General features: G+C 68.6%; 15 protein-coding genes. 12 read left to right on the forward strand and 3 right to left on the reverse strand.

What is annotated here, in order from left to right; genetic code table 11:
- Positions 1 to 275 precede the first annotated feature (275 nt).
- Entirely contained in the window at positions 276 to 698 is a 423-nt protein-coding gene (locus tag IF46_RS33840; RefSeq protein ID WP_198041465.1) for a GntR family transcriptional regulator, read from the reverse strand.
- A gap of 551 nt (positions 699 to 1,249) precedes the next feature.
- Here IF46_RS33840 and IF46_RS35220 point away from each other — a divergent pair.
- The 4 genes from IF46_RS35220 to IF46_RS0118180 all read left to right on the forward strand — a co-directional run bounded on the left by IF46_RS35220 (position 1,250) and on the right by IF46_RS0118180 (position 3,719).
- Positions 1,250 to 1,585: a hypothetical protein gene (locus IF46_RS35220; protein WP_232234080.1), complete on the forward strand. Its 336-nt coding sequence runs from the start codon at positions 1,250 to 1,252 to the stop codon at positions 1,583 to 1,585.
- A 91-nt stretch (positions 1,586 to 1,676) separates the two neighbouring features.
- Complete coding sequence (locus IF46_RS0118170) at positions 1,677 to 1,922, forward strand: hypothetical protein (RefSeq protein WP_030489552.1); 246 nt, start codon at positions 1,677 to 1,679, stop codon at positions 1,920 to 1,922.
- A gap of 149 nt (positions 1,923 to 2,071) precedes the next feature.
- Positions 2,072 to 2,893, forward strand: coding sequence for a GntR family transcriptional regulator (locus IF46_RS0118175; protein ID WP_030489553.1), 822 nt, complete (start codon positions 2,072 to 2,074; stop codon positions 2,891 to 2,893).
- A gap of 49 nt (positions 2,894 to 2,942) precedes the next feature.
- Positions 2,943 to 3,719, forward strand: a complete 777-nt coding sequence (locus IF46_RS0118180; RefSeq protein WP_030489554.1) for a glycosyltransferase family 2 protein — start codon at positions 2,943 to 2,945, stop codon at positions 3,717 to 3,719.
- Here IF46_RS0118180 and IF46_RS0118185 read toward each other — a convergent pair.
- Positions 3,709 to 4,158 (reverse strand): hypothetical protein, encoded by a 450-nt coding sequence (locus tag IF46_RS0118185; protein WP_030489555.1) that lies wholly within the window; start codon positions 4,156 to 4,158, stop codon positions 3,709 to 3,711. The two genes, IF46_RS0118180 and IF46_RS0118185, sit on opposite strands and share 11 nt — an antisense overlap.
- Positions 4,159 to 4,749: 591 nt before the next feature.
- Entirely contained in the window at positions 4,750 to 4,911 is a 162-nt protein-coding gene (locus tag IF46_RS34450; protein ID WP_157563138.1) for a hypothetical protein, read from the reverse strand.
- A 212-nt stretch (positions 4,912 to 5,123) separates the two neighbouring features.
- On the opposite strand from IF46_RS34450, the gene IF46_RS0118190 reads away from it, so the two are divergent.
- From IF46_RS0118190 to IF46_RS0118225, 8 genes are all read left to right on the forward strand, one after another.
- Positions 5,124 to 5,519 carry a hypothetical protein gene (locus tag IF46_RS0118190; protein ID WP_030489556.1) on the forward strand — a complete coding sequence of 132 codons (396 nt, stop codon included), beginning with the start codon at positions 5,124 to 5,126 and terminating at the stop codon, positions 5,517 to 5,519.
- A 175-nt stretch (positions 5,520 to 5,694) separates the two neighbouring features.
- A complete protein-coding gene (locus tag IF46_RS0118195; protein WP_030489557.1) occupies positions 5,695 to 7,290 on the forward strand; it encodes an FtsK/SpoIIIE domain-containing protein in 1,596 nt (531 codons plus the stop codon).
- The gene (locus IF46_RS0118200) at positions 7,287 to 7,553 is read left to right on the forward strand and encodes a hypothetical protein (RefSeq protein ID WP_030489558.1); all 267 of its coding nucleotides are present in this window, start codon (positions 7,287 to 7,289) and stop codon (positions 7,551 to 7,553) included. The genes IF46_RS0118195 and IF46_RS0118200 overlap by 4 nt, the downstream gene beginning before the upstream one ends.
- A 3-nt stretch (positions 7,554 to 7,556) precedes the next feature.
- Complete coding sequence (locus IF46_RS0118205) at positions 7,557 to 7,745, forward strand: hypothetical protein (RefSeq protein WP_030489559.1); 189 nt, start codon at positions 7,557 to 7,559, stop codon at positions 7,743 to 7,745.
- Positions 7,742 to 8,284 (forward strand): DUF2637 domain-containing protein, encoded by a 543-nt coding sequence (locus IF46_RS0118210; protein WP_030489560.1) that lies wholly within the window; start codon positions 7,742 to 7,744, stop codon positions 8,282 to 8,284. The genes IF46_RS0118205 and IF46_RS0118210 overlap by 4 nt, the downstream gene beginning before the upstream one ends.
- The gene (locus tag IF46_RS0118215; protein WP_030489561.1) at positions 8,281 to 10,035 is read left to right on the forward strand and encodes a replication initiator; all 1,755 of its coding nucleotides are present in this window, start codon (positions 8,281 to 8,283) and stop codon (positions 10,033 to 10,035) included. The genes IF46_RS0118210 and IF46_RS0118215 overlap by 4 nt, the downstream gene beginning before the upstream one ends.
- The gene (locus tag IF46_RS0118220; RefSeq protein ID WP_030329852.1) at positions 10,032 to 10,217 is read left to right on the forward strand and encodes a helix-turn-helix transcriptional regulator; all 186 of its coding nucleotides are present in this window, start codon (positions 10,032 to 10,034) and stop codon (positions 10,215 to 10,217) included. The genes IF46_RS0118215 and IF46_RS0118220 overlap by 4 nt, the downstream gene beginning before the upstream one ends.
- Positions 10,214 to 11,650, forward strand: coding sequence for a tyrosine-type recombinase/integrase (locus IF46_RS0118225; protein WP_030489562.1), 1,437 nt, complete (start codon positions 10,214 to 10,216; stop codon positions 11,648 to 11,650). Before IF46_RS0118220 ends, IF46_RS0118225 begins: the two co-directional genes overlap by 4 nt.
- The last annotated feature ends 455 nt before the right edge of the window (positions 11,651 to 12,105 follow it).

Here is a 12,105-nt window from a genome sequence, read left to right on the forward strand (position 1 = left end):
CCACTTCCCACGGTGACGTTGACGTGACCGACTGGCACGCTACCGGCCGTCGAGCGTCGAAGGCGATCCGCCATATGGGCGCAACTGCGGCCTTCGCAGCTAAGCGCGTCACGTAACCCCGGCCGCTGGACCCTTGAGATCGGTCGCCGATGATCAGCGGTTGCCATCGTTCGTGGCGCCCATGTGTTGTCGGATATGCGGCAGTACTGAATGCCGCGGTGCCGAGCCGTCACGGCCTGCCCGACTGCAGTGGTCCCTTTCGATGCGACCCGGCGTTACTGCTTGGTTGGATGCAGTCGGTAGGTTCTAACGACTGTTCCGACGGTTCCGTTTGTTCGGGTGAGGTGCTGTTGTTCAACCAGGGCTGTACCGACCTCGACAGCGAAGAGGTCCGCAAGTTCCGCGTCGGCCGCGACCTGGCGCTGCCGCGTTTCTGTGTCGGATACCTCATCCCGCTGAGTCTTGTGCCAGCGGGGATTCACGTGAGTCCCGCGGCCGTGCTCAGTGACAACTAAGCCTGCTTCGCGCAAGGCAGCTATGGCTTGGCGGATCGTGCCGCGACTTGCCCTGAACTCTGCAGTGAGCGTGCTCTCGGCTGGCAAGAGCGCTCCGGGCGGAATGGCACCGCTCGCGATGCGTCCCCTCAGCTCGTCGGCGATCACGCGGTAGCGGGGCTGTCCGTAGTGCGGGGTGGGCACCTGCTCACCGTACCTGGCACTTGTCTTACCAAGTGCCAACCAAGTTACCTGTTTCGACGTCTAGACAACTCGTCCACTTGTAGATACGTTTCCTGATGTGCGGCTGGGGTGACGGCCCGTGTCAGGGATGGTTTCGCGCCTGTCCTGATCGCACCTGATGCGCGGTGTCCTGTCGGACCGGTTGCGGTAGCCGCGCGTACAAGTTGGCTCGGCGATACCCGACCCGTCCGGCGTCGGACGGTGCGCCGTGCCTTCATCCGGGCCGGTGGCCGGCTGCACTCCCCCGTAGCTGGCCACCGGTCCCCGCCTACCTGTGGAGGTGCGATGTCCGGCTCCCATCGTCGACACCATTGGCTCTCGTCCTGGTGGTCTCGGAGGCACCCATCTGCCCAGCGTGCCAGCAGCAACGTTCGGTCGAGTCCGCGCGCGGACTCTACGATCTCCTCGCCGAGGTGGTCGATGGGCGCCACCCGCGAACTGCCTGCGCTCCGGTATGCGCCGCTGATGACGCGAGCCCAGCTCTTCCGAGGCAACGGCGGGCGGTGGCCGCGATGAGTCGTACGAACAAGCCGGCTCCAATCACGAGCCATCCGGACTGGTGCGCCCCAGATCGCTGCGGCTACCTGGTGCCGCCCGTGATGACGCATATGGCCCGCCGTCATCGCGGCCCCATGCGGCGGGTCGGCGAGAGTCGGGCGGGCGGGCTCGTCGTCACCTACCTCATCAGCAGTGAGGCTCTGGGCGGTCCCATGGTCGGTGTTCATGTGACGTGCCGGGCTGGGAACGCCTGGGCGGAGCTGTCCTTGCCGCAGGCGGCCCAACTGGTCGAGCACCTTCGCGGATCGCTGGCCCAGGTCACCGGGCAGGAGGTGGCCGGCGATGAGTGAGGGTGGTGCCATCCCAGAGAGGCCGTCGCCGTCGTCGATCGCGCCGGTCGTGTGCCCGGTGTGGTGTCGAGGCTGTGGACCGAACGACCCGATGCACCGAGGGCTTCTCACCACCATCGGGCGAGAGCGGACCGGCTGGGTCACCGTCCAACTGGTCGTCGACCGGTTCGCCCGCCGGGACCTGGCCGTGAAGCTCGACGCGACCCGATACGGCGCGACGCAGACCGTACTCCTGTCGTCCGCGCAGGTGGACCGGCTCATCGACGAGCTGGTATACGCCCAACTGGAGATGCTGACACCGGCAGAAGGCGGCGAGCAGGCTGGAGAGACGCGGTGAACGGCAGCAGCCGTCGCGGCGTAGCCGTTCCTCGTACTCCTGGCCTGCGCCCTGCGCGGCCACCGCGAGCAGCGGTAGCCGTACCGCCGGTTCCTGAGCGGCCCGCCGGCGGGACCACCTGGCAGACGTTGGAACGTCTAGGGGGTACGGTGACCGGTGTGCAAGGCCGGGACTGGCGCCCTCGCTACCTGCAACTCGCGGAAGAGTTGCGGGCGAAGATCGTGGGCGGCGAGCTGGCCCCCGGCACTCTGATGCCCAGCGAGACCGAGTTGGCCGACACCTCGGGCCTGTCGCGTACCAGCGTCCGCAATGCCATCCGGCAGCTCCGGGAATGGGGCCTGGTCCGCGCGGAGCAGGGGCGCGGCACCTACGTGCGGGCACCCCGCCAGCGGGTACGCCGTCGCAACACCGAGCGGTACCAGTGGGAGAAGGATCGCGTCCTGCTCGACGAGGACGAGCGGCTGAAGACTGGCGCCACCGAGCACGACACCGGCCTGACCGTCGATGACCTGAAGTTCCACGCCGAGTACTCCCAGGTGAAGGCTGATGCGGAGATGGCGGCGGCCTTGCAGGTCGAGCCTGGAACGCCGCTGCTGCGCCGGGTCTACTGGACGTCCTCGCGGCACGAGAACGCACCGCTGACCGTGTCGTACTCCTACCTGCCGTATGACCTGGTGGCCGCGAACCCGGACCTGCTCGACGCGGGCAAGGAACCGTGGCCGGGCGGCACACAGCACCAGCTCTACACGCTCGGCATCGAGCTGGACCGAATCGACGACGAGATCCGCGCCCGTCCGCCGTCGCCGGACGAGGCCGAGTTGCTGGACATTGACCCGGGTGTCTCCGTGCTCACCGTACGGAAGACCTCGATCGACACCACCGGCCGAATCGTCGAGGTCGCCGACGTGGTGATGCCGGGCGACCGCACCGAGCTTGTTTACTCCCATCACTTGCTAAGATGGCCAACTTGACGGGCATCACTTGCTATGTTGACCAACTTGACGGACATCACTTGCTAAGGTGGCCGATTTGACGCAGGTCGTTTCGGTCATCACTCCGGTCCACGCGCCCAGCATCGAGCACCTGGGTGGCGCCTACGAGTCGTTGGCCAAGCAGGAGATGCCTGACGGCTGGGACTGGGAATGGCTCGTCCAGGAGGACGGGCAGACCGGCGCCCTGGTCGACGCGCTGCCTGACGATCCCCGGATCAGTCTGGGCACCGGCCGTCCCGGTGGACCTGGTGTCGCCCGTACCCTCGCGCTTTCCCGGGTCTCCGGGCAACTCATCAAGGTGCTGGACGCCGATGACCAGTTGACCCCCGGCGCGCTCGCCCGGGACATCGCCGCGTTCGACGCGCACCCGCAGATCGGCTGGACCACCTCGCGGGTACTCGACCTGCTGCCCGACGGATCGACCGCCGGTTGGGACAAGGACCCAGCCGGCGGAGTCATCGACCGCGGTTCGGTCCTGACGTTCTGGAAGGCCAACGACTACCGGGCATCGGTGCACCCCGCGACCCTGTGCCTGCGGCGGGATCTCGTCTTCGCCCTGGGCGGTTGGATGGCGCTGCCTGCCTCCGAAGACACCGGCCTCCTGCTCGCCGCCAACGCGGTCACAGCGGGCTACTTCACCCGGGAGTACGGCCTGCTCTACCGCAAGTGGCCCGGCCAGGTCACCAGCCAGGCCGCGCACCGGGAACCGGCCGAGTACCGGGCACGAATGAGGATCATCGAGGCCCGAGCCAACGCCTTGGCCTCGATGATCCCGAACGGCTTCGCTGGTAGCGCTACGGCGTAGCCTCGTGCCCCGGCATCCCGTGGGTACGCCGCCGCTCCTTCATCTCCGCCTCAAATATGTGCCGCCGACCGCCGGCCAGCTTCTCCCGCGCGTCCCGCTCGATCTCCTGGAACGCGGCGTAGTAGCCGTCGTCGAACTCCTCCACGATCTGGAACGTCCAGCGGCCGGGTAGCACGTTGCGCCCCAACAGCTCGTGCTCGACCCGGTCGGCCATCTCCTCGTGCCCGGCCTCGCGGAGCAGCTTCACCACCCGGTCAAGAGTGAGATCCGCGCCGCCGACGAGCTGGTGCGCCGAGTAGAGGTGCCCTCGCACTCGGTGGATCGTCTCCAGTGCCTTGCTGAGTTCACCCAGAGCCTCGATGGTCTTGTCATCCACGCCCGGCGGACGCGCGTGGCGCTGGTCGACGGATCGATTGTCCTGCTTGTCCTTGTGCCCCATAGCGCTCCGATACCCGAGAAGTAGCTCCTGAAGCTAGCGGTCATTGAAGTGCCTCGCCGGTCCTCTGTTACAGGGGCCGCCAGTAGACGTCAAGCACGACACGGCTCATGACTAAGAGATCGAGGCCAAGAATCCCACCACGCCGCAATTATTGGGCGTCGGTTGCGATTCTTCCCGCGTGTATGACTATGATTCTTTCCGAGTCAAACTCGGCCGACCACGCGGCGCGCAACTAGCACGATCGCTTCCCATCCTGGGTGCGATCACTTATGTCGCCGCAGGGAGGTGAAGTATGGCCAAGCCCCCCAGGGAGTCCAGGCCGCGCACATCGCGAGGTCAGGCACAAGGGAGCGTCGCTCGTTGGCGTCGCCGCGTGGTGGGTGCGTTGAGCTGGCTCTTTAAGCTCAGCGTACCGATCGTGGTGTCGCTAGTCGTGGCGATGTTCCGCGATGGGGACGGGGGCCGACCTACCTAGGTAGGTCGGCCCCTCCACGGGCTCCCGCCTTTGCTTTCAGCGGCCATGGCGGGGGCCCGTCCTTTCATGGCGACCTTCCACTCATCGCAATCGGCCACCACGTTCTGTGGGAGTAGTCAGTGCGTTGAACGTCCAACGCTCTGAACTTCTAAAACCAAGTCTTTAGAAGTGCACTCTACACGCCGTCCTTCAGTTGCAGTATCTACTGCGTTACGCATATCAGTAGTGGCGGTGCGGAACATGCCAATCGCTTCGTCGGCCACCACCGCCTGCGCCATCGTCGAACGCTGCCGATGCGCTAGCAGAGCCGCTAGCAGACCTGCTAGCAGTAGAGCTATCGCCCTAGCTATCGCCCTAGCTATCGCCCTAGCTATCACTCCGCCTATCGCAGCTACTGACACCTTCCCGCGCAAGCTTGTTGACTTGTCTGCCAAGTGCCGTCTACCTTGGACGCAACTTGGCAGACAAGTTAACAAGTGGAGGTTGAGCGATGGCTCTGCGAGGCGGCACGAGGTTCGCGGTGCGGTGTGAGGACGTGTTCCCGGCGGGGTGCGCGTTGGTGCCCGAGTCCCTGGGCGAGGTCGAGGACTACGACGAGAAGACCGGCCGGCGTAGCCCGGCGAAGGACAAGCTGACCGGCCAGCGGGTGTGGCAGGTCCGGGTGATGGACCTGGATCCGGAGCTGGGGAAGCGGTCGCGGGAGACGACGGTGAAGATCTCGGCGGACTACCAGCCGGTGCCGCCGACGGGTGGCCTGTTCGAGGCGGTGGAGTTCGACGGCATGACCGTCACGCCGTACGTGGGCAACAACGGTCGGATGGCGTATTCGCTGCGGGCGACCGGGATGCGTGCCCCGGCGGGCGTGGCCGCGAAGGCGGCGCAGTAGCCGCATCTGGTGGGGGCGGGGCTGTCAGGTCTTGGCGGACGGCAGCCCCGCCCTCTGTCTCTTCCCCCTGCTCTGTCGAGAGAGGTAGTGACATGTCCAAGCGTATGCCTGCCGTCCTGCGGCGGCCCGTCGTGGCGGGTGCGCGATGATGCGCCGGCCGCGTGGCGAGGTCGTGATGACCACCGCCGGGGACCTGATGGTGATCCGGCCGCGTCGGCTGGAGCTGTCGGTCTGGCTGATCGCGATCGGCCTGGTGCTGCGGTGGCTGTGGCGGGGCCTGTGGTGGTGTCTTCGCCACCCGGTCGCCGTCGCCCTGATCGTGACTGGGGTGAGCCTCTACCGCGAGTTCGGTCGGTCCGGCGTGATCGTGCCCGTGGTCCTGGCCGCTGCCGTGTCGGCGCTGTGGCGGTGGCGGCACGAGTCGTCCTGGTGGACCTGGTGCGCCGGTCCGATCCTCGGCCGGTTCCGTCAGCTCTTCGTCTACCGGCGGGCCTGGCGTGAGGCCATGACCCTCTGCGGCCTGGCCAAGGTGTACGACCATCGCACGGTCCTGCCGGAGCTGCTGCGGGTCCGCTCGGATCAGGCGCTCGACGTGCTGACCATCCGCATGGTCCGCGGCCAGACACCGGAGGAGTTCCAGAAGGCAACGGCGAACCTGGCGTACGCCTTCGGCCGGCGGCACGCCCGGGTCTACTCCGAGCGTCCCGATGATCCGCCGACCCGGTCCGGCTACTGGGCGCTGGTCCTGGGCGCGGTGGATCGGCTGCGGTTCCGGGACCGGCCGTCGGTGGTCTACCTGGTGGTGGTCCGCACGGATGCGCTGCGCACCCTGGTCGACCCGTTCGACGTCCCATCGGTACCCGACCTCACCGCTCTGCCCCTGGCTCGGCGGGAAGACCTGCGGCACTGGTGCCTGCACCTGCTCGCCACGCACGTCCTCATCGGCGGCGCCACCCGCTCCGGGAAGGGCTCCGTGCTGTGGTCCCTGGTCCGGGTCCTTGCCGGCGGGATCTCCTCCGGGCTGGTCCGGCTCTGGGTGATCGACCCCAAGGGCGGCATGGAATTCGCCATGGGCCGGCCGCTGTTCGCCCGGTTCGCCTGCAAGTCGTTCGAGGCCATGGCCGATCTGCTTGACGAGGCCGTGACGGTGATGCGGGAGCGGCAGACCCGGCTTGCCGGCGCGGTGCGAGTTCACACGCCGACCCTGGATGACCCCCTGGTCGTGGTCGTCATCGATGAGATGGCGGCGCTGACCGCGTACCTCCAGGACGTTGACCTGCGCAAGCGCATCGCCGGTTCGCTCGGGCTGCTGCTGTCGCAGGGGGCCGGCGTCGGCGTCCTGGTGGTGGCGGCGTTGCAGGACCCCCGCAAGGAGGTGCTGCCGTTCCGGGACCTGTTCCCGACCCGGATCGCGCTCGGTCTGACCGAGGCCGCTCAGGTCGACCTGGTGTTGGGTGACGGTGCCCGCAACCGGGGTGCGCTTGCCGACCAGATGCCGCGTTGGGCCAAGGGCGTCGGGTACGTGATCCTCGACGGCACCCCCGAGCCGGCCCGGGTCCGCTTCTCCTACATCTCCGACGACCACATTCGGGAGCTGGCCGCGGAGTACCCGGCGCCGGCCGACGCGGCGGACATCCTCGCCCAGGTTGGCCGGGAGACCGCCACCGAGCCAACCCGGCGGCCTCTGCCCCGGCAGCGTCGCGGACCACTGCTGCCGGATTCGCTGCTGAACATCCTCGACCGGGACACCGACGGGGGTGAGCCGCGGTGACCGCCCCGACTGGCGGCCGAACCTTCTACCGGCTCCGCGCACCCGGCACCGACGGTGCCGCCAGCACGGCGGTGTCCGTCCGCGTCGACCCCGCCCGCCCCGATGCGTACCCGGTCTATCTCGCCGTCGGTGGCGGCCGGCGGCGCATGTCCCTGACCCCCGACGAGGCGTGGGCGCTGTGGCGCTGCCTCTCCGAAGCGGTGGCCTCCCTCGGCGAGCCACCCGAGCACATCCGTACCCGCGTCGCCCCGGCCCGGAGGTAACTGATGTCCCTCAAGAGCTTCTTCCTCGGCACCCACCGCCTCAAGCCCCTGCACATCGAACTCAACGGCTCCCCGGACCGGCTCGCCGGTGCCCTGCACGGCTTGGCGCACATGGTCAACCGCCGCCGCGACCTCAACGGCCAGCAGATTTGCATCATCCTGACCGTCCGCGACAACGGCAGCGGCCGATGATCCGCGAACGCGCCGAGTCCGGCGTCCGGGTGCTGATCCTGCTCGTCGTCGGCACCATGGCCGGCGCCGCCGCCTTCACCCACGTCCACGACCTGACCGTCGCCCACGGCCAACCCGACTGGATCGGCTGGGCCAACGCCGTGGCCGTCGAGCTGATGGCCATCTACCTCGGCCTGGAGATCCGCGCCCGCCGCCGCACCGGTCGACCCGTCGGCCTGGTCGGCGTCCTCCTGATCGCGTTCGCGCTGCTCTCCCTCGCCGCCCAGGTGGCCGAAGCCGAACCGTCCGTCTGGGGCTGGATCGTCGCGGCCGTGCCGTCGCTGGCCTTCCTCGCCCTGGTGAAGGTCGTCCTGTCCAGCGAACCCGCCGCCGCGCCGGTACCCGAGCCCGATCAGCCGCAGAGCGACTGGTACGACGAGCCGCAGCCTGTCGAACCCGCGCCGCCGGCTCCGGTGATGCCGCCGGCATCAGTGGCCGTGCTGCCTCCGGTCGGAGTCGTCCAGTCCAATCGGCCCCAGGTCGTCGGGATCATCCGATGACGGCTCCCACCCTGCCCGGTCTCGAACCCGCCCCGACCCCGGTTGCTTCTCGGCCGGGTTCGCGGGCGGCCCGCATGGCGCTGCCCCGCTCGATCGACGTCCTCAAGGACATCGCCATCGAGTACGGCGTCTGCGTCCGCCCGCTCGCCATGCGCCGCACCGACCTCGACACCGGCCTGACCGAAGTCATCGACCTGCCCTGCGGCGCGACCCGCGAGGACAAATGCCCGCCGTGCGCCAAGAAGAACCGCCGGCTACGGCAAGCCCAGATCCGCGAGGGCTGGCACCGCGACGACGAGCCGTTACCCGGCCCGGAACCCGCGACCGAGGCGCAGAAGTCACTGATCCTGTTCCGCGCACACCTGGAGTTCTCCCGCGACGAGGCGGTACGCGCCGCCCAGTGGGACCAGGTGACCGACCTCGACGAGGCAATCCGCGAGGTAGAGGAAGCCATCGCCGCTGAGGGCCTGCGCGGGCGCGTCGGGCCACCGCACGCCAGCGACGACGAGGACCAGGACGACGAACCGGGCCAGCGGCGCAAGCGCTCCACCAAGCGGCGCCAGGACGCTCCCGAGCTGCCTCGGCGCAAGGTCGAACGGCGCACGGTCGGCAAGACCTACACCGCCCCGGACGGCTCCACCTACCAACCGTCGATGTGGCTCACGCTCACCCTCGACTCGTACGGCCCGGTCCGCCCCGACGGCACCCCCGTCAACCCGGCCAGGTACGACTACCGCCGCGCCGCCTGGGACGCCGTTCACTTCCCCCGCCTCCTCGACCGGTTCTGGCAGAACCTCCGACGGTGCGAGGGCTGGAACGTCCAGTACGCCGGCTGCGTCGAGCCGCAACGCCGACTCGCCCCACACGCCCACTTCGCCATCCGAGGCACCATCCCTCGCGACGTGCTCCGCACCGTAGCGGCGGCCACCTACCACCAGGTGTGGTGGCCCTCGGTCGACGTCCAGCGCTACACCCTCGACCGGCTCCCGATCTGGGACGAACAGGCGGCGACATGGGTCGACCCCGACTCCCGCGAGCCGCTGACCACCTGGACGGAAGCCCTCGACTCCATCGACGACGATCCGGACGCGGAACCGGTTCACGTCGTCCGCTTCGGCGCCCAGGTCGACGCCCGTGGCGTCATGCCCGGCACCGAGGACGCCGAACGGACCATCCGGTACGTCACGAAATACATCACCAAGCACACCGGCGACTGCCACAAGGCGACTACCGACCGGCAACGCAAGCACCTCGACCGGCTCTGGCAGCAACTCCAGCTGACGCCCTGCACCGACCGCTGCGCAAACTGGCTGCTCTACGGCATCCAGCCGAAGAAGGCACACGCCAAGCTCAAGCCGGGCCGCTGCAAGGGCAAGGTCCACCAGCGCGACACCCTCGGCATCGGTGGTCGGCGCATCCTCATCTCCCGCGACTGGTCCGGCAAGACCCTCGCCGACCACAAACACGACGCGCGGGCCTGGGTCCGGGCACTGCTCGGCGTCACCACCGACGGCACGCAGCTCGTCGACGACCAGGGCGACACCACCGAACGGGTCCGGCACGCCTGGGAACTCGCCCGACCCGACGACCCCGATGTCGGCCCGATGACCCACCGGCTCATGCGGTCGATCAGCGAACGGGCCCGCTGGCGATCCGAACTGCTCGCCGCCAAGGATCGGGCCGCGCAGGAGCCTCCAGATCTCTCGGCAACTCAGCACAGCGCACAGCACGACGGGGAGGAACCGCAGTGAACGAGGAGTTGTTGACCGTGCCGGAAGTGCTCGCCGAGCTGCGCGTACCGCGCTCGACCTGGTTCTACTGGCGGCAGACCGGCAAGGGACCACGGGTGATCAAGCTCCCGAATGGGCAGCTTCGGGTCCGGCGGTCGGCGCTCGGTCGGTGGCTCGGCGACCTGGAGCAGGACGCCGCGTGAAGAGCTACGAGGTCCAGATCTGGGAGATCGGTAAGCGCGCTGATCGGAAGGCTCGGCCGTGGCGGGTCCGCTGGGCGGTGAGCGGCCAACGCTTCGAGGACATGTTCCGTACCAAAGCCCTGGCGCACTCGTTCCGCGCCGAGCTGGTCCAGGCGGCCAACGCGGGGGAGCCCTTCGACCCGGCCACCGGCCGCCCGGTCTCCGAGGCCAGAACCAAGAACCCCACCACCTGGTACGCGCACAGCCGCGCGTACGTCGAGATGAAGTGGCCCCGGGCGGCGGCCAAGACCCGGCGCTCGATCGTCGAAGCGCTGACCTCCATCGCGGTCACCCTGACCCGTCCCGGGCGGAGGGGTCGACCCACTGACGCCCTGCTCCGTGAGGCGCTGTACCTCTACGGTCTCAACCCGCGCCGCTGGTCCGACGAGATCCCCACTGAGCACGCGGCGGCGCTGGCCTGGCTGGAAACCGCGTCACTCCCTGTCGTCGAGCTGGACTCGCCCGCGATGGTCCGCCGGGTCCTCGACAGCCTGTGCGTACGCCTCGACGGCAAGCCCGCGGCAGCCTCCACCGTCCAGCGGAAACGGGCCACCTTCTACAACGTCCTCGGGTACGCCGTCGAGCTGGAGCTGATCGACTCCAACCCGGTTGACCGGGTCCAGTGGACCGCGCCCGAGGTCGCACAGTCCATCGACCGGCGGGTGGTGGCGAACCCGGCCCAGGTCGCCACGCTGCTGGAGGCGGTGAAATCTCTCGGCAAACGCGCCGACAAGGTCACCGCGTTCTTCGGCTGCCTCTACTACGCGGGGATGCGCCCCTCAGAAGCCGCAGACCTACGGCGAGAGGACTGCGACCTTGCCGGCCGGTGCGCCGACTGCGGGGCCGACTTCGACGACCTGGCGGCGGTCAAGCCTTCCCGGTCCTGTGAGCACGAGAAGATCGAACATCGCTGGGGCCGCCTCGTGCTCGCCGGCACCTCGCCGCGCGCAGGGTCGCACTGGACCGACGACGGCAGTTCGCACGAGCGGCGCGGACTCAAGCACCGGGGGAGGGCGGAGACTCGTACGGTCCCGATCCCGCCCCGGCTCGTCGAGCTGCTGTGCGCGCACGTCGAGAATCACGGAGTTGGCCCGGACGGCCGGTTCTTCCGGGGCCTGCACGGTGGGCCGCTGTCGGAGTCGGTCTACGACCGGTGGTGGAAGCTCGCCCGCGAGAAGGCGCTGACCGAATCGCAGGTCGCCTCGCCGCTCGTCCGCCGGCCCTACGACCTGCGCCATGCGGCGGCCTCGCTCTGGCTGAATGCCGGCGTCCCGCCGACCGAGGTCGCCCGGCGCCTGGGCCACGGCGTCGCCGTCCTCCTCCGGGTCTACGCCAACTGCATCGACGGGGGAGAGGCTCCCGACAATGATCGCATCGGCCAGGCGCTCGGTTGACTTGTCCCGATCTGCAACACTGGCTATGTGTCGATGCGCCCTCGATCTCCGAAGAAGGTGGTAGCCGCCCTCGTGGCCGGGTGCGCTGCCGGCACGGCTGGACTTGCTGGCCTCACCGAAACTCCGACTCGCTTTCAGCTAGCGATGATCATTTCGGCGGCGGCGCTGGCCTTCTGGGGGGCGGCGACTGCGCCTGGCGTGAGTGCGTCGGGGTCGCGATCCTCTCAAAAAGCGCTCCCCGCGCGCGCGGGGGCATACCGTGGGCGGCGCAACCTCAGCCATGATCCAGAGTGGAAGAAACACCAGGTCAACCGGGGTTTGGGTGTCTTGATCGCGGATGCCCTGTAAATCCGTCGCGAAAGCTTCAGAGGTTCGAATCCTCTACCCGCCACCAGGTGCAGACACGGCCCCTGACCAGCAGAGATGCTGATCAGGGGCCGTTGTCGTGGGTCTCG

The sequence above is a fragment of the Micromonospora chokoriensis genome (genome assembly GCF_000718555.1).
GTDB lineage: Bacteria > Actinomycetota > Actinomycetes > Mycobacteriales > Micromonosporaceae > Micromonospora > Micromonospora chokoriensis_B.

What these genes read in the sequence shown, in the direction of transcription:
- IF46_RS0118210 (WP_030489560.1), top strand. Translation starts at nt 7,742, where the DNA reads ATGATCCGCGAACGCGCCGAGTCCGGCGTCCGGGTGCTGATCCTGCTC.
- IF46_RS0118215 (WP_030489561.1), top strand. Translation starts at nt 8,281, where the DNA reads ATGACGGCTCCCACCCTGCCCGGTCTCGAACCCGCCCCGACCCCGGTT.
- IF46_RS0118170 (WP_030489552.1), top strand. Translation starts at nt 1,677, where the DNA reads ATGCACCGAGGGCTTCTCACCACCATCGGGCGAGAGCGGACCGGCTGG.
- IF46_RS0118205 (WP_030489559.1), top strand. Translation starts at nt 7,557, where the DNA reads ATGTCCCTCAAGAGCTTCTTCCTCGGCACCCACCGCCTCAAGCCCCTG.
- IF46_RS0118195 (WP_030489557.1), top strand. Translation starts at nt 5,695, where the DNA reads ATGACCACCGCCGGGGACCTGATGGTGATCCGGCCGCGTCGGCTGGAG.
- IF46_RS35220 (WP_232234080.1), top strand. Translation starts at nt 1,250, where the DNA reads ATGAGTCGTACGAACAAGCCGGCTCCAATCACGAGCCATCCGGACTGG.
- IF46_RS0118185 (WP_030489555.1), bottom strand. Translation starts at nt 4,158, where the DNA reads ATGGGGCACAAGGACAAGCAGGACAATCGATCCGTCGACCAGCGCCAC.
- IF46_RS34450 (WP_157563138.1), bottom strand. Translation starts at nt 4,911, where the DNA reads ATGGCGCAGGCGGTGGTGGCCGACGAAGCGATTGGCATGTTCCGCACC.
- IF46_RS0118190 (WP_030489556.1), top strand. Translation starts at nt 5,124, where the DNA reads ATGGCTCTGCGAGGCGGCACGAGGTTCGCGGTGCGGTGTGAGGACGTG.